Source organism: Leifsonia lichenia (assembly GCF_054780215.1).
Map to the genome: position 1 here is coordinate 65,549 of NZ_BAAGWT010000002.1, position 19,111 is coordinate 84,659.

Annotated in this window: 14 protein-coding genes; 8 read left to right on the forward strand and 6 right to left on the reverse strand. The window is 69.0% G+C overall.

Annotated elements, in window-relative coordinates; translation table 11 throughout:
- Window positions 1-31: 31 nt before the first annotated feature.
- Complete coding sequence (locus tag ACYVGI_RS04855) at window positions 32-1,849, reverse strand: glycoside hydrolase family 15 protein (RefSeq protein WP_460631543.1); 1,818 nt, start codon at window positions 1,847-1,849, stop codon at window positions 32-34.
- Window positions 1,850-1,879: 30 nt separating this feature from the next.
- Here ACYVGI_RS04855 and ACYVGI_RS04860 point away from each other — a divergent pair, with 30 nt between their 5' ends.
- Window positions 1,880-3,256 (forward strand): glucose-6-phosphate dehydrogenase, encoded by a 1,377-nt coding sequence (locus tag ACYVGI_RS04860; RefSeq protein WP_460631544.1) that lies wholly within the window; start codon window positions 1,880-1,882, stop codon window positions 3,254-3,256.
- A 100-nt stretch (window positions 3,257-3,356) separates the two neighbouring features.
- On the opposite strand, the gene ACYVGI_RS04865 is transcribed toward ACYVGI_RS04860, so the two are convergent.
- Together ACYVGI_RS04865 and ACYVGI_RS04870 are read right to left on the reverse strand one after the other, a co-directional pair.
- Entirely contained in the window at window positions 3,357-3,881 is a 525-nt protein-coding gene (locus ACYVGI_RS04865; RefSeq protein WP_460631545.1) for a hypothetical protein, read from the reverse strand.
- Window positions 3,882-3,966: 85 nt separating this feature from the next.
- Entirely contained in the window at window positions 3,967-4,164 is a 198-nt protein-coding gene (locus ACYVGI_RS04870) for a hypothetical protein (RefSeq protein ID WP_085369532.1), read from the reverse strand.
- 116 nt (window positions 4,165-4,280) lie between these two features.
- On the opposite strand from ACYVGI_RS04870, the gene ACYVGI_RS04875 reads away from it, so the two are divergent.
- Window positions 4,281-5,435, forward strand: a complete 1,155-nt coding sequence (locus ACYVGI_RS04875; RefSeq protein WP_460631546.1) for an SLC13 family permease — start codon at window positions 4,281-4,283, stop codon at window positions 5,433-5,435.
- A gap of 90 nt (window positions 5,436-5,525) precedes the next feature.
- Here ACYVGI_RS04875 and ACYVGI_RS04880 read toward each other — a convergent pair whose 3' ends face one another.
- Together ACYVGI_RS04880 and ACYVGI_RS04885 are read right to left on the reverse strand one after the other, a co-directional pair.
- The gene (locus ACYVGI_RS04880) at window positions 5,526-7,418 is read right to left on the reverse strand and encodes a YhgE/Pip domain-containing protein (RefSeq protein WP_460631547.1); all 1,893 of its coding nucleotides are present in this window, start codon (window positions 7,416-7,418) and stop codon (window positions 5,526-5,528) included.
- The gene (locus ACYVGI_RS04885) at window positions 7,415-10,372 is read right to left on the reverse strand and encodes an MMPL family transporter (protein ID WP_460631548.1); all 2,958 of its coding nucleotides are present in this window, start codon (window positions 10,370-10,372) and stop codon (window positions 7,415-7,417) included. Before ACYVGI_RS04885 ends, ACYVGI_RS04880 begins: the two co-directional genes overlap by 4 nt.
- Before the next feature lie 121 nt (window positions 10,373-10,493).
- On the opposite strand from ACYVGI_RS04885, the gene ACYVGI_RS04890 reads away from it, so the two are divergent.
- Both ACYVGI_RS04890 and ACYVGI_RS04895 read left to right on the forward strand, forming a co-directional pair.
- Window positions 10,494-11,153: a TetR/AcrR family transcriptional regulator gene (locus tag ACYVGI_RS04890; protein WP_460631549.1), complete on the forward strand. Its 660-nt coding sequence runs from the start codon at window positions 10,494-10,496 to the stop codon at window positions 11,151-11,153.
- Window positions 11,154-11,241: 88 nt separating this feature from the next.
- Window positions 11,242-12,132: an SGNH/GDSL hydrolase family protein gene (locus ACYVGI_RS04895; protein ID WP_460631550.1), complete on the forward strand. Its 891-nt coding sequence runs from the start codon at window positions 11,242-11,244 to the stop codon at window positions 12,130-12,132.
- Here the strand turns inward: ACYVGI_RS04895 and ACYVGI_RS04900 are convergent.
- Window positions 12,107-12,919: a sugar phosphate isomerase/epimerase family protein gene (locus ACYVGI_RS04900; protein WP_460632402.1), complete on the reverse strand. Its 813-nt coding sequence runs from the start codon at window positions 12,917-12,919 to the stop codon at window positions 12,107-12,109. The genes ACYVGI_RS04895 and ACYVGI_RS04900 overlap by 26 nt on opposite strands.
- 119 nt (window positions 12,920-13,038) lie before the next feature.
- On the opposite strand from ACYVGI_RS04900, the gene otsA reads away from it, so the two are divergent.
- The 4 genes from otsA (at window position 13,039) to ACYVGI_RS04920 (ending at window position 19,109) form a co-directional block, all read left to right on the forward strand.
- Window positions 13,039-14,613 carry an alpha,alpha-trehalose-phosphate synthase (UDP-forming) gene (gene otsA, locus ACYVGI_RS04905; protein ID WP_460631551.1) on the forward strand — a complete coding sequence of 525 codons (1,575 nt, stop codon included), beginning with the start codon at window positions 13,039-13,041 and terminating at the stop codon, window positions 14,611-14,613.
- 58 nt (window positions 14,614-14,671) lie between these two features.
- Window positions 14,672-15,484 (forward strand): trehalose-phosphatase, encoded by an 813-nt coding sequence (gene otsB, locus ACYVGI_RS04910; RefSeq protein WP_460631552.1) that lies wholly within the window; start codon window positions 14,672-14,674, stop codon window positions 15,482-15,484.
- A gap of 72 nt (window positions 15,485-15,556) precedes the next feature.
- Window positions 15,557-17,251, forward strand: a complete 1,695-nt coding sequence (ilvD, locus tag ACYVGI_RS04915) for a dihydroxy-acid dehydratase (protein ID WP_460631553.1) — start codon at window positions 15,557-15,559, stop codon at window positions 17,249-17,251.
- A gap of 49 nt (window positions 17,252-17,300) precedes the next feature.
- A complete protein-coding gene (locus ACYVGI_RS04920; protein WP_460631554.1) occupies window positions 17,301-19,109 on the forward strand; it encodes an acetolactate synthase large subunit in 1,809 nt (602 codons plus the stop codon).
- The last annotated feature ends 2 nt before the right edge of the window (window positions 19,110-19,111 follow it).

Below are 19,111 nucleotides of genomic sequence, written 5' to 3' on the forward strand. Positions count from 1 at the left end.
TCCGGTTGAGGGTGGAACACGGTCACTGAGTCTACCGCCGGTGGTGCACGACACTTCTGGTCGGTGCGTGGCCGAGCCCGAGCGCATCCGCGATGGCGTCGGCGGCGCGCACCAGGGTCAGGTGGGTGAGCGCCTGCGGCGTGTTGCCGACCTGGGACCTGCCGGAGACGTCGTATTCCTCCGACAGCATCCCGACGTCGTTTGCGAGCGCGACCAGCCGGTCCATCAGCGCGGTGGCGTCGTCGATCCTGCCGGAGCGCGCATACTGCTCGACCAGCCAGAACGAGCAGGCGAGGAAGGGATGCTCGCCGGGCGGCAGGCCGTCCACCCCGTTCTCCGTGTGATACCGCAACAGCAGGCCGTCGCGCATCAGGTCGGTCTCCAGCGCCCGCACCGTGCCGAGCATCCGCGGGTCGTTCCAGTCGCAGTAGCCCACCTGGGCGAGCTGCAGCAGCGAGGCGTCGACCTCGGTCGATCCGAAGGTCTGCACGTACGTGCCGCGCTCGGCGTCGAAGCCGTGGGCCTCGATGTCCGCACGCACCTCGTCCCTGCGCGCGCGCCACCGGTCGACGGGGCCGTCGAGGCCGTGGTCCTCGACGGCGCGGATGGCGCAGTCGAATGCAGCCCAGACCAGCGCCCGCGAGTGCGTGAAGAACCGCGGGACGCCGCGGATCTCCCAGATGCCGTGATCCGCCTCGTGCCAGTGCTCCTCCAGGTAGCCCATCAGCGCCCGCTGCAATGCCCACGACAGCCGGGTCTCCGTGACCCCGTTGCGGCGGCCGTGGTCGAGCGCGAGCATCACCTCGCCGATCACATCGGCCTGGAACTGGGTGGATGCGCCGTTGCCGACCCGAACGGGCGAGGCGCCCTGGTAGCCGGGCAGTGTGGTGATCTCCCGCTCGGTGAGGTCGCGTTCGCCGGACAGCCCGTACATGATCTGCACGTCGCTCGGGTCGCCGGCGACGGCGCGCAGCAGCCAGTCGCGCCAGTGGTCGACGTAGTCGTCGTAGCCGTGGGCGAGCAGCACGGAGATGGTGAGCGACGCATCCCGCAGCCAGACGTAGCGGTAGTCCCAGTTGCGTTCGCCGCCGAAGCTCTCCGGCAGCGAGGTGGTGGCTGCGGCGACGATGCCACCGGTCTGCAGGTGGGTGAGGGCACGCAGGAGCAGCAGTGAGCGCACCACTTCCGCCCGGTACGGGCCGTCGTGCTCGCAGCCCTCCGCCCACGTCGTCCACCAGTCGCGCGTGCGGGCGAGCGCCTTCTCCACGTTCGGCGCCGACGGGGTGTGCCGGTGGGAGCGGAACCAGGTGAGGCTGAGGTCGATGGTCTCGCCTGCGGTGATGCTGAACTCGCCGGAGTGCGAGTGGTCCGTCGCGCGGAGGGACGAGCCGCGCACGACGATGGCGTCCGGGCCCGCGACCGCGATCAGCGCAGGCGGATGCTCCGATTCGTCTTTGCGCACCCAGGGCATCGCGGAGGCGTAGCCGAACCGGATGCGCAGATCCTGCCGCATCCGTACGGTGCCGCGGATGCCCCGCACCCGTCGCACGAGGTCGGCGCGGCCGTCGCCCATCGGCATCGCGTCGGTGACCTCGACCTCGCCGTCCGCGGTGCTCCAGGTGGTGACGAGGATCATGGTGTCGCCCTCGTAGCGGCGCTCCGAGTGCGCAGCGGGGTCGGAGGGCGCGAGCAGCCAGCGGCCGTGGTCCTCGGTGCCGAGGAGCGCGCCGAACATGGACTGCGCGTCGTAGCGGGGGAGGCAGAGCCAGTCGATGCTGCCGTCCCGTCCGACGAGTGCCCCGGTGAAGCAGTCACTGATCAGGGCGTAATCCTCGATGGGGAGCGACATGTGTTCCAGTATGGCCGTACTGTGATGGACATGACGCAGCAGGTGACCACTCTCGTGATTCTCGGAGCGAGCGGCGATCTTTCGTCCAGACTCCTCCTTCCCGCTCTCGGCCAGTTGCTGACGGATCACCCAGAACGGTCGGTGAAGCTGGTGGGCTCCGGCGTCGAGGACTGGACCAACGCGCACTGGCGTTCGGTCGTGCGCGCCGCGTTCAAGACGATGAAGTGCTCCGGTCCCGCCGTGGATGCGCTGCTCGCCGGTACGACGTACGTGCAGGCAGACGTCACCGATCCCGACGACCTGAAGCGCATCCTCGACGCGGCTGACGGCGTGCCGGCGCTCTACTTCGCGCTGCCGCCCGCCATCGCGGCGCTGGCCTGCACGGCGCTGGAGAAGCTGACCCTCCCCGCCGGCACGACGCTCGCGCTGGAGAAGCCGTTCGGAACCGACCGGCGCAGCGCCATCGCGCTCAACAAGCAGCTCGCGAAGCTCGTCCCGGAAGACCAGATCCACCGGGTGGACCACTTCCTCGGCCGGTCGACCGTGTTCAACCTGGTGGGGCTGCGGTTCGCCAACCGCATCTTCGAGCCGCTGTGGAGCAACCAGCACATCGACAGGGTCGATGTGATCTACGACGAGACCCTCGGGCTCGAAGGCAGGGCCCGCTACTACGACAAGGCGGGCGCGATGGTGGACATGATCCAGAGCCACCTGCTGCAGGTGCTCGCCGTGCTCGCGATGGAGCCGCCGTCGACGATGGGCGCCCAGGACATCCGGGATGCGAAGGGCGCCGTGCTCCGCGCGACGCGCGTCTGGAACGACAGCCCGCTGGAGTCGAGCAGGCGCGCCAGGTACACGGCGGGCGCTGTCGAGGGCGAGAAGGTGCCGTCGTACGCGAAGGAGCCCGGCGTCGACCCGGCCCGCGAGACGGAGACGCTCGCCGAGGTCGCGTTCCAGATCGACACCTGGCGCTGGGCCGGTGTGCCGTTCACGCTGCGCTCCGGCAAGGCGCTCGGGGAGCGGCGCCGTGAGATCGTCGTCACGTTCAAGCCGGCCCCGCACATCCCGACCGGGCTGAAGGGCGTCAAGGAGCCGACCAAGCTGCGCATCATGCTCGCGCCGGACGAGATGTCGCTCGACCTCAACATCAACGGCCCCGGCGACCCGACCGAGATCGAGCGGGCGTCCCTCTCGGTGGAGTTCGGCCCCGGTCAGCTTCTGGCGTACGGCGAGGTCTTGGAGGGGATCCTCGACGGCGACCCGTCGCTCTCCGTCCGCGGCGACACCGCCGTGGAGTGCTGGCGCATCGTCGCCCCCGTGGTCTCCGAGTGGCAGAAGGACGAGGTGCCCCTCACCACCTACCGCGCAGGCTCCCGCGGCCCCTCCGCCTGGCGCCCCATCGGCTGACGCCGCATCTGACGCCCCACGCAATCGAGCCCAGGCTTCCTCACTGTTCGACACGGCGTGTCGGGTGAGAGAGCCTGGGCTCGATGGATGCGTGCGGGACTTAGGCGGCTGAGCGCTCGGCGAGCGTGGGGATCTCACCGGTGACCGGCTTGCGCAGGTCGGTCCAGACGGTGATCGGGGCTGGCTCCCAGCCGAAGGCGGCGGGCTCGTCGTTCGCGATGGATGCTGCGTCGGCCGGTGCGGACGTTGCTGCGTCGGCATCGACAACGGAGGAGTCGGCGTCCGTGACGGCGTCCGTGGCTGCGCCGTTCTCCGTGCCGGTCTCCGGCGCGAGGTGCTGCGGCTCTGCGGTAGCGATGGTCTCGCCCGCGGCGACGCGCTGGCGTGCATCCACCAGAGCGGTCGTGATGCTGAGGCTGACCGATTGCGCCAGCACGGAGTGGAAGATCGTGTCGGTGTCGTCTGCGGCGCGGCGTGACACGGTCCATTCACCGTGCTCGCCGATCAACTCGGCCACCTTGGTGTGCACGAGTTCGAGGATCTGCGCGTCCGTCAACTGCGGGACCGGGGGAACCGGTGCCAGGGCCGCCGGAACCGCGGCGGCGTGCCGCCTACGACCAAACATGGTCCAACCCCTTCCAGGCTGTTCTTGCACTTGAATACAAGTGTCCTGGAATAAAACTCAGATTCGGCGCGGACACGCCGTGCGATCAGCGCGATTTCTCGCTGATCTCGGCTTCTTTCGACTCTTCGAGCACGGTGCCGACGGCGATCACGAGCGAGAGGGCCGCGCTGATCCAGAGCAGAGGCACCCGCCAGTCCTTCGCTCCGGAGCGGGTGGTCTGGATGGTCGTCCAGAGCCCGAAGGCAGCACTGATGATCGCTCCATTGAAAATGAACTTGCGCATCCGCATCCTTTCGCTTCCGGTCAACGCTACCGGGTGCCTTCCGTAGCGTACGCTCGCAGAGGCGCGCCGAGAAGTCGGCGGCGCCGGATGGCGGCCGATGGCTCGAAGGAGGATGGATGCGTACCGCGATCGTCGGCGCCGTGCTCCTCGTGCTCGGCATCGTCGCGGTCGCAACCGGAATCCTGCCCGTGCCGGAGGTGGCGGAGCTCTGGGACCGGGTGTGGCCCATCCTGCTGTTCGTGGTCGCCGTCACCGTGGTCACCGAACTGGCCGCCGAGGCCGGTCTCTTCACCGCCGTCGCGCAGCAGACCGCGCGCTGGGGTCGCGGGCGAGCGTGGGTGCTCTGGCTGCTGGTCGCCGCCGTCGCGGCGCTCAGCACGATCTTCCTGTCGCTCGACACGACGGCCGTGCTGCTCACCCCCGTGGTGATCGTGCTCGCCAGGCACGCCGGGCTCGACCCGCTGCCGTTCGCCCTGACCACCGTGTGGCTGGCGAACACCGGCTCCCTGCTGCTTCCCGTCTCGAACCTGACCAACCTGCTCGCGCAGCACGCGATGGGCGATCCGAGCCCCCTGCAGTTCGCGGCGCTGACGGTCGTGCCGGCCCTGGTGGCCATCGTCGTCCCTGTGGTCGCGATCTTCCTGATCTACCGCCGTCGCCTGCTCACCCGCTACGTGACGGGGGAGGAGGACGGCATCGAGGACCCCGTGCTGTTCTGGTGGAGCGCCGCGGTGGTGGTCGCCCTCATCCCGCTGCTGGTGTCCGGCATCCCGGTCTGGCTGCCGGCGTCGGCCGCGGCCGTGGTGCTCGGCGCGGTGTTCCTGGTGCGACGCCGGGCGGTGCTGCGGTTCGGCTTGGTGCCGTGGCAACTCGTGGTGCTGGCCTCCGGTCTGTTCCTGTTCATCGAGGCGCTGCACGCGGTGGGACTCGGCCACTTGCTCTCCGTCGTCTCCGGCACGGGCGAGTCGCCGCTCGCGCTGCTGCGCCTGGCGCTGACCGGGATGGTCGGGGCGAACGCGATCGACAACCTTCCCGCCTATCTCGCCCTCGAACCGTCGGCAGACACTCCTGTGCGGCTGGTCGCCCTGCTGATCGGCGTGAACGTCGGGCCGCTCATCACACCGTGGGCGTCGCTCGCGACCCTGCTCTGGCACCAGCGCCTCACGTCGTTCGACGTGCAGATCCGCTGGAGCCGCTACATGCTCCTCGGCCTGATCGTCGCCCCCGTCACCGTCATCCTCGCCACCCTCGCCCTCTCCCTCACTCTCTGACCCCCGCTCCCGCACCCGCCCAGCCATCGAGCCCGCAGTTATGCACGCGACACGCCGGGGGGATGCGTGAATAACTGCGGGCTCGATTGCTCACTCGGCGGGGAGGAGCTGGGCGACGCGGACGATGCGCTTGCGGGCGACGGCGATGAGGGAGAGCGCGAAGCCGAGCGCCGCCCAGAGCAGCAGGCCGCCGAGGCCTCGCCAGACCCCGTCCGTCGACTCGACGACGCCGCGGAACGCGGTGATCGCCGCCGAGGTCGGGAACCACTGCATCGCACTGGTGAAGAACCCGGGCACGGTCGACACGATCCCGGCCGCGAGGGTCACGACGACGACGAGCATCGACACGAACCGCCCGATCCCGCCGAGCAACGCCACGAGCCCGTGGTTCACCGCGGCGAAGGCGACGCCGACGGCTATCGCGACCCCGGCGAAGCCGAACCAGTGACCGGCATCGAGCGACAGCGCGAACTGCATGATGCCCGCCACGAACACGCCCTGCACGGCGCCGATCGCGGCGGCGGGGAGGAAGCCGTCGAGCGCGATCCTGCCGGATGCCCGCGTGGTGAGGATCGCCCTGCGCGACACCGCCTGCAGCACGAGGAAGGTCGCGAGGGCGCCGAGCCACAGCGCGACCGCGCCGAACAGCGGGATGCTCGATTGGCCGAACCCGCTGGTGTCCGTCGACTTCTGGGTCACCGGCTGCGCCGCGACCGTGGCGAGGTTGGAGCGCTCGTCGCTGGAGTAGCTCGGCAGCTTGGCCGTCGCCTCGGTGAGCCCGGAGGCGAGGGATGCGGTGCCGGCGCTGGTCTGGTCTGCGCCGGTCGCCAGCCCGGTCACGCCCGTGGCGAGCTGCTGCGCTCCGTCGGCGAGCTGCGACGCTCCCGACGCCGACTGCGTGGCGCCGGACGCGAGCTGGTTCGCGCCGGACGCACTCTGTCCGATCCCGGCGGTGAGTGCCGGCATCCCCGCGGCGAGCTGCTGCGTCCCCGTCGCGACCGAACCGGCCGCATCCACCAGGCTCGGGTTGCCGCCCTGGCCGGTGGTCATCCCGGCGATGGTCTGCTGGAGGCCGGCGCAGATCGGGTCCGACGCGCCGTGGACGGCCGCGCATCCCGCCGCCAGTTTCTGCAGGCCGGACACGGTCGCGTTCACGCCGCTGGACACCCCTGCTGTGCCGGCGGCGAGCTGCTGGGTCTGAGCGGGAAGGCCGGACGTCTGCTGCTGCAGCGTCGTCAGACCTCCCGCGAGCGAGGAGACGCCGTCCGAGAGCTGGCCGACGCCGCCCGACAGGGAGGATGCGCCCGCTGCGAGCTGTGTGGAAGCGTCGCCGAGCTGGTGTGCGCCGGACGCGAGCTGCGACACTCCTCCGGAGAGCTCCGTCGCGCCGCTCGCCGCCTTCGCGATCTGGTCGTGCAGCGTGTTGAAGCCGACGTAGACGTTCTCCAGGTAGGTGGAGGTGAGCTGCGTGTTCAGCACGGACGTTGCCGTCGTGGTCACCGCCTGGCTGATCGCGGGGTCGACCAGCTTCGATTTCTCGCTGGTCTGCACGTCGATGGTCGCCTGCTCCGCGTCCGCCGCGGAGCCGGACGGTGAGGTTGCGGCCTTCGAGAAGTCCTTCGGGATGGTGACGACCGAGACGTATGTTCCGTCGGCGAGTCCGGCGTCCGCATCCTTCTGGTCGGTGAGCACCCAGGAGTAGTTGTCGCTCTTGCCGTTGAGCAGACCGGCGGAGAGCTGGCGGCCGAGCGGCACGGTCTGGCCGTTGATCTGCACCGGCTGGTCGAGGTTGACGACCGCCGCCTTCACGTCGCTGAGCCGGTCGGTCGGGTTCCACAGCGCCCAGACGAGAAGGCCGCCGATGACGAGCGGCACCAGCAGCAGGCCCGCGATGGTGAGCCAGGTGACGCGGCGGTCGGAGCGCATCCGTTCGAGGGAGAACAGGGAGCGCGGGCGGCGGAGCGGGGAGGTCGGAGTGGTCATCGGACGATCGCCTTCTCGGTGGTGCTGTCTGTCGAACTGTCGGTGGTGCTGCCTGCGGTGTGCGCCGGCACGGTGTGCGCCGGAACGCCGGGCTGGTGGGCCGTGTGCTCGCCGTGGCGGCCGAGCTGGTCTGTCACGACGATCGAGGTCGGGTCGACGCTGTCCGGCAGCACGTCGTCGAGGCCGGCAGGGTCGACGACGCTCACGACGAGCGCGAACGGACGCTCCTCGATCCGGGCGCGGTTCACGGCGTCGGAGAGCTCGTACCGGATGCGCCTGCGTTCCACCGGGTCGGTGATCGCGTCTGCGGAGTCGATCGCCAGCACCTGCGGGTGACCGGCGAGTGCCCTCCGCACGTCGTCGACGGGGGTCTCCGTCGCGCCGAGGCGGACGACGGCGGTGCGGGAGCGGACCCCGGCGGCGCGGGTCGGCAGGGCGAGCCCGGCGACCTTGATCGTTCCCGCGTCCGTTCTGGTGCGTCCGGTGATCGCCATGAGCAGCGCCAGGGACGCCGTGCGGTCGTCGCCGTGCACGACGAGCACGTCGCCGTCGGAGATCCGGAACGAGACATCGGTGAACAGGCGCCGCTTCTTCGCGCTGATCGCCAGACCGTCCGCTGCGGCGATGTAGCGTCCGCCCGGCTCCGGCCAGTCGGCCAGGTCGAGCTCCTTCTGCAGTCCGTCGCCCTCCACATCGAACGACGGCAGGATGCGGTCGAGCCAGCGCGGCATCCACCACGCCTTGTCGCCGAGCAACTGGAGGACGGCGGGCACCAGGGTCATCCGCACGATGAACGCGTCGACGAAGACGCCGACGGCGAGCCCCAGGGCGATCGGCTTGATCGAGGTGTCGCCCTCCGGCACGAACGCGGCGAAGACCGAGATCATGATGATCGCGGCGGCCGTCACCACCTTGGCCGAGCCGACGAACCCGCTCTCGACGGCGCGCCTGGCGTTCCCGCCGTGCACGTAGTCCTCTCGGATGCGGCTCACCAGGAAGACCTCGTAGTCCATCGCCAGCCCGAAGAGCACGCCCATCAGGATGATCGGCATGAAGCTGATCACCGGGCCCGTCTTGGCCACGTTGAGCGCATCCGACAGCCAGCCCCACTCGAAGACGACGGTCACCGCTCCGAAGGCGGCGCCAACGGACAACAGATAGCCGAGCGCCGCCTTGATCGGCACGGCGATCGAGCGGAACACCATCGTCAGCAGCACGAGCGAGAGGCCGACGACCAGGATGCCGAACGGCAGCAGGGCGCCGCCCAGCCGGTCGGAGACGTCGATCTGCGCCGCGGTGTTGCCGGTGACCTTGAGGTCGACGCCGTACTCGTCGAGGAAGTGCTGGTGCTTGGCGCGGATGTCGGAGACGAGCTGCGCCGTCTTCTCCGAGTCGGGGCCGGTGGTCGGGATGACCTGCACGATGCCGGTGTCCGCTGTCTGGTTGGGGGTGGCGAGCGGCACGGCGGCGACGCCGGGCATGGCGGCGAGCTCGTCGCCGATCTTCGTCATGAGGCCGACGGGATCGGTGCTCGAGATGATCGAGCCCGTCACGATGAGCGGGCCGTTGTATCCGGGTCCGAAGTGCTCGGAGATGAGGTCGTACGCGATGCGGGCCGGGTCGTCCTCCGCGTGCGAGCCGGCGTCGGGCAGCGCGAGGCGGAGCTGGGCGGCGGGGATGGCGGCGATGCCGAGCACGGCGACGACCGCGACGATCGTGACGATCGGGAACCGGGTCACGGTGCGCACCCAGCCGCGGAAGAACCCGGGAGGAACGTCGGCCTTGGCCGCGTGCGCGAGCGTCGGAGCCGTGGCGGTGGCGGTGGCTGCGGTCGCGGTCGCCGTCTCCGACGGGACAGCGGAGGTCGCGTCGTCTCCCGAGCGCGCTGCCGCCCTCGCAGCCTGGCGTGCGGCCCGCTTGGCCGCGCGCCGGCCCGGCGTGATCCTCGCACCGGCGAACCCGAGCAGCGCGGGCGTCAGCGACAGCGAGATGAGCACGGCGACAGCGACGGCCGCTGCGGCGGCGACGCCCATCGTCGTCAGGAACGGGATGTTCGCCACCGACAGCCCGAGCAGCGCGATGATCACCGTGATCCCGGCGAACAGCACCGCCGACCCAGCGGTCGCGACCGACCGCGCGGCAGACTCCTCCGGATCGACGCCCGCTTTCAACTGGCTCTGATGCCTCGAGATGATGAAGAGCGAGTAGTCGATTCCGACCGCGAGCCCCAGCATCAGCGCGAGCAGCGGCGTCGTGGAGGAGATGGGCCCGAATAGGGTGGCGATGAAGATGAGCGCCATCGACAGGCCGACGCCGAGCAGCGCTGTCAGCAGCGGCATCCCGGCGGCCAGGAACGAGCCGAAGGTGAGTACGAGAACGACGAGCGCGATGCCGACGCCGAGCAGTTCGGTGAGGCTGAGGGTCGGCAGGCTCTGCGAGAAGAGCTGCCCGCCCACGGCGACCTGCGAACCGTCGGGGAGCTGCTTCTGGAGCGCCGTGCCCGCATCCTGCAGTTCGGTCTTGGTGTCGGCGGGGACCGTGGTGATCTGCCCCTCAAGCTGCACGGTGACGATGGCGGCCGAGCCGTCGTCGGAGACCGAGCCCTTCACCTGGTCGCTGAACGGGTCGGTGACGCCGGAGACGCCGTCGAGCTTCTTCAGGTGTGCGACCGTGTCCTCGACCGGCGGCTTGACCGCCGCGTCCGTGACGGAGTCGCCCTTCGGTGCGACGACCACGAGCTGCGCCGACGTGCCGCTGACCTGCGGGAAGGTGCGGCTGAGGGTGTCGAGCGCTTCCTGCGACTCCGTGCCAGGGATGCTGAACGAGTTGTCCGTGCCCTGGTTGAACAGCACGGCGCCGCCGCCGAGGGCGACCAGGAGCACGATCCAGAGAGAGACGACCAGTTTGCGGGCGCGAAACGCCCAGCGGCCGATCGAATACAGAATCGAGGACACGCGTTCTCCTAGATAATCGGGTGAAGAGTGAGGCAGTGGGGTTCGATACACCGTCGTATCCGATACCCGAATGTATCGGATACACTGGTGTATCTGGAACTCAGTTCAGGAAGGTTTCAGCTTGGAAACGACAGCTCTCAGAAACGAAGCGCCGACCGAGTCCGCACGGCGCCAGAAAACCAGATCGCGCCTGCTCGACGCCGCGTTCGACATCTTCGCCGAGCACGGCGTCCACGCCGCCAGCGTCGAGATGATCACGGAGGCCGCAGGGTTCACCCGCGGCGCCTTCTACTCCAACTTCTCCACCAAGGAGGAGCTGTTCTTCGCCCTGATGGAGCGTGAGATGTCGATGCGCATCCAGCAGCTCAGGGCCGGCGTCGCGCAGTACGTGGTGCCGACCGAGGACGACGCTGCCGCCCTCGGAGACGACGAGGTCGTCGAGATCATCACGAAGGTGCTCGAACTCCAGTCCGACGACCGACGCTGGTGGCTGGTGCAGACCGAGTTCCTGCTGCTCGCACTCCGCGATCCCGCGATCTCCGCCGACTTCCTCCAGTCGCAGGATGCGTTCTTCGCCCAGCTCACCGACATCGTCGTCGAAGCGCTCGAGACCGCCCACCGCCGCTTCACGATCGCGCCGGAGGAGGCCGTGCGCGTGATCGCAGAGCTCTGCGCGAACGGCGAGGCCCGCGCGCTGCTCTCCGGAGACGAGCGCACCTTCCCGGAACGGCTCTCCGCAAGCGTTCCGGCGGTGCTGCTCGCACTGACAGAACGGGTCTGAGCCGCGTCGCAGCTCGCACGCCGCGCGTTGAGCGGCAGCACGGCGAGCATCGAGCCCGCCCCCAGAATGCGCAGGTAACGTAGTCCGGATGCGACGCAGAGCCATCGTCATCCCGATCATCGCCGTGGTCGCTGTCGGCGCGCTCGCCGGGGGCGCCGCCATCGCCTGGTCGGCCAACTCCGCCGGCGACGACGGCATCCGCGCCGGTGCGCCCCCGCACCAGGAGGCGACGCCGACCCCGACGCCCACGGTGGACCCGTTCCCCGACGAGCCACTGACGCCGCAGACGCGGTATGTGGCGCTCGGAGACTCGTTCGCGGCCGGGATGGGCGCGGGGGGCGAGACGGGCAGGTGCGTCAGCAGCCAGAAGAGCTACCCGGACGTGTTCGCGCAGGAGTCGGGCGTCGACCTGATCGCGAACGCCTCGTGCAGCGGCGCCACCACCTCCGATCTGCTCAAGCGCCAGCTCATCGCACTCGACGACCGCACCGACCTCGTCACCCTCAGCATCGGGGGCAACGACCTGGGCGTCGCCGACATCGCCACCGACTGCGCTGCTGGCAAGGCCATCCCGTGCCGCAACGAGCTGTCCTCCGCCCTGTCGCTGCTCAACGTGCTGCCCGACCGATTGGATGCGGTCTACTCGGCCGTCGCGAAGGCCGCCCCGAACGCGCGCATCGTCGTCACCGGCTACGCCCTCACGTACGACGCATCGGACCCGAACGCCCCGGACTTCGGACTGGCGGCCGCCATCAACGCCGCGACCGTCGGCCTCAACGAGGTCATCCGCACAGCGGTGGACGAGCAGCGCGCGAAGGGCGTCCCGATGATGTACCTCGGCGTCGACTTCGACGGGCACGGCATCGGCAACCCGACGCCATGGGTCAACACCACGGGCTTCGCCGCGTTCCACCCGACGGCCGCCGGCTATCGCGAGTACGCGAGGGCGCTGATCAGGACGCTGGGGAAGGCGCAGTAGCCGACCCCGTGTGTGCGCGAGCGAACTCGAGGGTCTCGCTGAGCATCCCGAGCCGTTCGTCGTCGGTGCGCGCCTTGCGGGTGTTGACCTCGGCGACGATGCTGCCCGACCAGCGGCGGTCGGCGAGCATCCGCAGCACCTCGGCGACAGGCTCGCCGCCGTGACCGGGCAGCAGGTGCTCGTCGAAGACGCGGTTCTCGTCCAGCGGACCTGAGCCGTCGCAGAGGTGCACGTGCCGCAGGCGGTCGCCGAGCTCCGCGGCGAGCCAGAGCGAGTCGACGTTGCTGAGGGCGGCGTGCGAGAAGTCGAGGGTGACGGCGTCGCAGTCCATGGCCGCTGGATTCCAGCCGGGGGAGTACGCGCCGAGCGCGCGTCCCGCGAGCTTCCACGGGAACATGTTCTCGACGGCGATCGCCACGGTGTTCGCCTCAGCGGTCTCGCGCACGATCGCCAGGAAGTCCTCCGCGTATCCCGACTGCCAGCGGAACGGTGGATGCACGACCACGGTTGCAGCGCCGACGGACGCCGCCAGCTCGGCCGACCTCTCCAGCTTCACCCGGGGGTCGCGGCCCCAGACGAAGTGCGTCAGCAGCAGCACCGGAGCGTGGACGGAGAGGATGGGCATCCCGTAGCGGTCGGACAGGGCCAGCAGCGCATCCGGGGATTGGGTGGTCTCGTCGCGGGTGACCATCACCTCGACCCCGTCGAAACCGGCCTCCGCCGCGTAGCGGAAGCCATGCTCGACCCCCAGAGGGTAGACGCACGACGTGCTCATGCCGATTCGCATCACGCGCGTCACTGTACCCACGGGTGCTGAACGCCGCATGACCGCCCGGAGAACGCCAGCGGCTCACGAGCGCCCTGGGTAGGGCTAGAACACGCTGGTACCCTGGCATACAGTGCGCAATGGCCGCGACCCGACGGATTGGACACACCATCACACCCCACCGAACCTCCTCTACGAGCACGGATGCCACCACGGAGTCCGAGACATACGAACTCGTGATCGTCTCCAACAGACTCCCCGTCGACCGGGTCACCGACGACAGCGGAAACGCGAGCTGGCGTCCGTCGCCCGGAGGGCTGGTGGCTGCGCTTGAGCCCGTGATGCGGGCGGAGGACGGCATCTGGATCGGCTGGGCAGGGGTCGCGGACGAGGACATCGACCCGTTCGAGGCCGACGGCATCAACATCCTGCCCGTGCGGCTCAGCGAGCAGGACCTGCAGGAGTACTACGAGGGCTTCTCCAACGACACCCTCTGGCCGCTCTACCACGACGTGATCGCGCAGCCGAGCTTCCATCGCGAGTGGTGGGACACCTACGTCAAGGTCAACCAGCGGTTCGCGGACGCGGCGGCCGAGGTGTCCGCGAAGGGCGCCGTGGTCTGGGTGCACGACTACCAGCTCCAGCTCGTTCCCGCCATGCTGCGGGCGCAGCGGCCGGACCTGGTGATCGGCTTCTTCAACCACATCCCGTTCCCGCCGTACGGCATCTACTCGCAGCTCCCGTGGCGCAGGCAGATCATCGACGGGCTGCTCGGCGCAGACGTGATCGGTTTCCAGCGCGTCGCGGACGCAGGCAACTTCTCGCGCGCTGTCCGTCGGCTCAAGGGCTACGAGACGCGCGGCCCGATCATCGAGGTGCCGATCGACTCGGACGATCCGGATGCAGGGTCGCACCGCCACGTCACCACCAACAAGCACGGCGGCCTGGCGCGCACCGTCCTCGCCAGGCAGTTCCCGATCTCCATCGACGCCGAGCGCTATCAGGAGATGGCCAAGCGGCCGGAGATCCAGGAGCGCGCCCGCCAGATCAGGGAAGAGCTCGGCAACCCGGAGAAGATCCTGCTCGGCGTCGACAGGCTCGACTACACCAAGGGGATCGGCCACCGCCTGAAGGCGTTCGGCGAGCTCCTCGCCGAGGGGAAGATCGACTCGGAGCATGTCACGCTCGTGCAGGTCGCGAGCCCGAGCAGGGAGCGCGTCGAGACGTACATGCAGCTCCGTGACGAGATCGAGCTGACGGTCGGCCGCATCAACGGCGACTACTCCACTCTCGGCCACACCGCCATCGCATACCTCCACCACGGCTATCCGCGCGAGGAGATGGTCGCCCTCTACCTCGCAGCGGACGTGATGCTCGTCACCGCCCTGCGCGACGGGATGAACCTGGTCGCCAAGGAGTACGTCGCCACCAGAGCCGACGACGACGGCGTGCTCGTGCTCAGCGAGTTCGCCGGAGCCTCGGACGAACTGCGCCAGGCGCTCCTCATCAACCCGCACGACATCGAGGGGCTGAAGGAGACCATCCAGCAGGCCATCGCGATGCCGAAGCGCGAGCGGACCAGGCGGATGCGCGCGCTGCGCAAGCGTGTGCTCACCAACGATGTCGCCAGGTGGTCCGCGTCGTTCCTCGACGCGCTCACGCGCAGCGCCCACGGCGACCACCCGCTGCAGAACCCGCCCGTGAACCGGCGCTGAGCCGCATCCACCGACCTCGCGCCCGTGCAGGGCGACACGCACGACCAGAGAAAGCAGCATGACAGACACCGCCCCCGCAACACCGTCCGCCTCCGCCGTCGCCCTCGTCGACGCCCTCCGCGCTTTCGCATCGACAGAGCGGATGCTTCTCGCCCTCGACTTCGACGGAACGCTCGCCCCGTTCGTCGACCGTCCGAAGGCGGCCAGGATGCTCCCGCAGGCCAAGGAGGCGCTCGACCGTCTGGAGGCGCTGCCGAACACCTGGGTCGCGTACATCTCCGGAAGGCCGCTCTCCAGCCTCGAGATCGTGACGGAGGCCGACGCGGATGCGCTCCTGATCGGCTCGCACGGCGTCGAGATCCGGTTCGGCCGCGACGGCGTCTCGCTCGACCTGAGCGTCACAGAGCAGGAGACGCTGCAGAAGCTCGGGGATGCGCTCGGCGCGCTCGTCGAGTCGACGGAGGGCACGCGGCTGGAGACGAAGCCGGTCGGGTTCGGTGTGCACTACCGGCTGCTCGGCGACGACGACGGCAAGAAAGTGGTCGAAGCGGCGTACGCGGTCGCGGCGTCCGTCAGCGACGACCTCACCATCCGCGACGGCAAGGACATCATCGAGTTCTCCGTGCGCGGGGCGAACAAGGGCGACGGCATCGAGCGCCTGCGCGAGTACACGAAGGCAACGGCCGTGCTGTTCGCCGGGGACGACGTGACCGACGAGGACGGCTTCGCCGTGCTCCGTCCTGGTGCGGGCGACGTCGGCATCAAGGTGGGAACGGGGGAGACCGCCGCGCAGTTCCGCCTGGCAGACGAGAACGCCGTGGCGACCATGCTGACGCTGCTCGCCGACGCGCGCAGTTCCTCCACAGCCTGACCGTTCAGCGGCTTCTCCACAGACCTGGGACATATGTTCAGAGCAGCATCCGGGACGTCCTAGAGTTGATCCATGCCTGACATCGATTGGAAACCGCGTTCGCGCGTCGTCACCGACGGAATCGAAGCAACCACGAGCCGCGGGATGCTTCGGGCTGTCGGAATGGGCGACGCCGACTGGGAGAAGCCGCAGATCGGAATCGCGAGCTCCTGGAACGAGATCACCCCGTGCAACCTGTCCCTCGACCGCCTCGCGCAGGGTGCGAAAGAGGGCGTGCACTCCGGCGGGGGATACCCGCTGCAGTTCGGCACCATCTCCGTCTCGGACGGCATCTCGATGGGCCACGAGGGGATGCACTTCTCCCTCGTCTCGCGTGAGGTCATCGCCGACTCGGTCGAGACCGTCATGATGGCGGAGCGTCTCGACGGCACCGTACTGCTCGCCGGGTGCGACAAGTCGCTGCCTGGGATGCTCATGGCGGCAGCGCGCCTCGACCTCTCGGCTGTCTTCCTCTACGCGGGCTCCATCGCTCCCGGCTGGGTCAAGCTCTCCGACGGCACGGAGAAGGACGTCACGATCATCGACTCCTTCGAAGCGGTCGGCGCCTGCAAGGCGGGCAAGATGAGCGAAGAAGACCTCAAGCGCATCGAGTGCGCCATCGCCCCTGGCGAGGGCGCCTGCGGCGGCATGTACACCGCGAACACCATGGCCTCCGTCGCGGAGGCGCTCGGCATGAGCCTTCCCGGTTCCGCAGCTCCGCCGTCGGCCGACCGCCGCCGCGACTACTTCGCCCACCGCTCCGGCGAGGCCGTCGTCAACCTGCTCAAGCTGGGCATCACCGCGCGCGACATCCTCACCAAGAAGGCGTTCGAGAACGCCATCGCCGTCGCGATGGCCTTCGGCGGCTCGACCAACGTCGTGCTGCACCTTCTGGCCATCGCCCGCGAGGCGGAGGTCGACCTCACGATCGACGACTTCAACCGCATCGGAGACAAGGTCCCGCACATCGGAGACCTCAAGCCGTTCGGCAAGTACGTCATGAACGACGTCGACCGCCACGGCGGCGTCCCCGTCGTCATGAAGGCGCTTCTCGACGCCGGTCTGCTCCACGGAGACTGCCTCACCGTCACGGGCAAGACCGTCGCGGAGAACCTGGCCGAGATCAACCCGCCCGCTCCGGACGGCGAGGTCATGCGCTCGCTCGACAACCCCATCCACGCCACCGGAGGCATCACCATCCTCAAGGGCTCGCTCGCTCCGGAGGGCGCTGTCGTCAAGACGGCCGGCTTCGACGCCGAGGTGTTCGAGGGTCCAGCACGCGTCTTCGAGCGCGAGCGCGGAGCCATGGATGCGCTCACCGAGGGCAAGATCAACGCGGGCGATGTCGTCATCATCCGCTACGAGGGCCCCAAGGGAGGGCCGGGGATGCGCGAGATGCTCGCGATCACCGCGGCCATCAAGGGCGCAGGCCTCGGCAAGGATGTACTACTATTGACGGACGGACGATTCTCAGGCGGCACAACCGGCCTGTGCATCGGCCACATAGCACCCGAAGCGGTGGACGCAGGTCCCATCGCCTTCGTGCGCGATGGTGATCTGATACGGGTCGATATCGCGGCTCGCTCCCTCGACCTACTTGTCGACGAGTCAGAGCTGACCGCCCGCCGTGAAGGCTGGGCGCCTCTTCCCCCGCGCTATACCCGTGGCGTCCTCGCGAAGTACTCCAAGCTCGTGCGCTCCGCTGCGGAGGGCGCGGTCACGGGGTAGCTCCGCTTCCTCGCATCATCCGTTTCGTACGTAAGGGACTCGCCCACACATGTCCTCGGAACCTAGTTCTCCCAGTACCGTGTTGCCATCCGCGACGCCTGGAAAGGCGTCGCCCGAATCGCTGACGGGCTCGCAGTCCGTCGTCCGCACCCTGGAGCTCCTGGGCGTCACCGACGTCTTCGGGCTCCCTGGTGGGGCCATCCTCCCCATCTACGACGCGATCATGGACTCGTCCAAGATCCGTCACATCCTGGTCAGGCACGAGCAGGGCGCCGGTCACGCCGCGGAAGGCTACGCATCGGCGGCCAACAAGGTCGGCGTCGCGATGGCCACCTCCGGCCCCGGCGCGACCAACCTCGTCACGGCCATCATGGACGCGCACATGGACTCCGTCCCCGTGGTGTTCATCACCGGCCAGGTCTTCTCCACGCTGATGGGGACGGACGCCTTCCAAGAGGCCGACATCGTCGGCATCACCATGCCGATCACCAAGCACTCGTTCCTGGTGAAGAGCGCGGAGGACATCCCGGCCACGATCGCCGCGGCGTACCACATCGCGGGAACGGGCCGACCAGGTCCCGTGCTCGTCGACATCACCAAGGACGCGCAGCAGAACACGGTCCCGTTCATCTGGCCGCCCAAGGTCGACCTGCCCGGCTACCGCCCGATCACCAAGGCGCACGGCAAGCAGATCCTCGCGGCGGCACAGCTCCTCGCCGAGGCCAAGAAGCCGATCCTGTACGTCGGAGGCGGCGTCATCCGCTCCCGCGCATCCCAGGAGCTGCTCGAGCTCGCCGAGGTGACGGGTGCGCCCGTGACCACGACGCTGATGGCGCGCGGCGCCTTCCCCGACTCGCACAAGCAGCACCTCGGGATGCCGGGGATGCACGGCACGGTTCCCGCCGTGCTCGCGCTGCAGGAGGCGGACCTCATCGTGTCGCTCGGCGCGCGGTTCGACGACCGCGTCACCGGCAACACCTCGCTGTTCGCCCCGAACGCGAAAGTCGTCCACGTCGATGTCGACCCGGCTGAGATCTCCAAGATCCGGATCGCCGACGTGCCCATCGTCGGCGATGCCAAAGACGTCATCGTCGATCTGACCGCGGCCTTCACCGAGGCCACGAAAGACCAGGCGCCGGACACGGTCGAATGGTGGACGTACCTGAACGGGCTCCGCGAAGAGTTCCCCCTCGGATTCGCCCCGACGACGGACGGCCTGCTCGCCCCGCAGCACATCATCAAGCGGATCGGCGAGCTGACAGGACCGGACGGCGTCTACGTGGCCGGAGTGGGCCAGCACCAGATGTGGGCAGCGCAGTTCATCAAGTACGAGCGCCCCAACTCCTGGCTCAACTCGGGCGGCGCCGGAACGATGGGATACTCGGTGCCCGCCGCGATGGGCGCCAAGGTCTCCCAGCCCGATCGCGTCGTGTGGTCGATCGACGGCGACGGCTGCTTCCAGATGACCAATCAGGAGCTCGCCACCTGCACGATCAACAACATCCCGATCAAGGTCGCGATCATCAACAACTCGTCGCTCGGCATGGTGCGGCAGTGGCAGACCCTGTTCTACGACGGCCGGTACTCCAACACCGACCTGAACACGGGCCACGACACGGTGCGCGTCCCCGACTTCGTGAAGCTGGCAGAGGCGTACGGCGCTCTCGGCATCCGCGTCACCAAGGAGGAAGAGGTGGATGCGGCGATCAAGCTCGCGCTGGAGACCAACGACCGCCCCGTGGTCATCGACTTCGTCGTGAGCGCGGACGCCATGGTCTGGCCGATGGTTCCACAGGGCGTCAGCAACAGCTACGTCCAGTACGCCCGCGACCACAGCCCGGCCTTCGGAGAGGAGTAACC

What these genes read in the sequence shown, in the direction of transcription:
- ACYVGI_RS04860 (WP_460631544.1), top strand. Translation starts at nt 1,880, where the DNA reads ATGACGCAGCAGGTGACCACTCTCGTGATTCTCGGAGCGAGCGGCGAT.
- ACYVGI_RS04870 (WP_085369532.1), bottom strand. Translation starts at nt 4,164, where the DNA reads ATGCGCAAGTTCATTTTCAATGGAGCGATCATCAGTGCTGCCTTCGGG.
- ACYVGI_RS04855 (WP_460631543.1), bottom strand. Translation starts at nt 1,849, where the DNA reads ATGTCGCTCCCCATCGAGGATTACGCCCTGATCAGTGACTGCTTCACC.
- ACYVGI_RS04920 (WP_460631554.1), top strand. Translation starts at nt 17,301, where the DNA reads ATGTCCTCGGAACCTAGTTCTCCCAGTACCGTGTTGCCATCCGCGACG.
- ilvD (WP_460631553.1), top strand. Translation starts at nt 15,557, where the DNA reads ATGCCTGACATCGATTGGAAACCGCGTTCGCGCGTCGTCACCGACGGA.
- ACYVGI_RS04900 (WP_460632402.1), bottom strand. Translation starts at nt 12,919, where the DNA reads ATGCGAATCGGCATGAGCACGTCGTGCGTCTACCCTCTGGGGGTCGAG.
- otsB (WP_460631552.1), top strand. Translation starts at nt 14,672, where the DNA reads ATGACAGACACCGCCCCCGCAACACCGTCCGCCTCCGCCGTCGCCCTC.
- otsA (WP_460631551.1), top strand. Translation starts at nt 13,039, where the DNA reads ATGGCCGCGACCCGACGGATTGGACACACCATCACACCCCACCGAACC.
- ACYVGI_RS04865 (WP_460631545.1), bottom strand. Translation starts at nt 3,881, where the DNA reads ATGTTTGGTCGTAGGCGGCACGCCGCCGCGGTTCCGGCGGCCCTGGCA.
- ACYVGI_RS04880 (WP_460631547.1), bottom strand. Translation starts at nt 7,418, where the DNA reads ATGACCACTCCGACCTCCCCGCTCCGCCGCCCGCGCTCCCTGTTCTCC.
- ACYVGI_RS04895 (WP_460631550.1), top strand. Translation starts at nt 11,242, where the DNA reads ATGCGACGCAGAGCCATCGTCATCCCGATCATCGCCGTGGTCGCTGTC.
- ACYVGI_RS04875 (WP_460631546.1), top strand. Translation starts at nt 4,281, where the DNA reads ATGCGTACCGCGATCGTCGGCGCCGTGCTCCTCGTGCTCGGCATCGTC.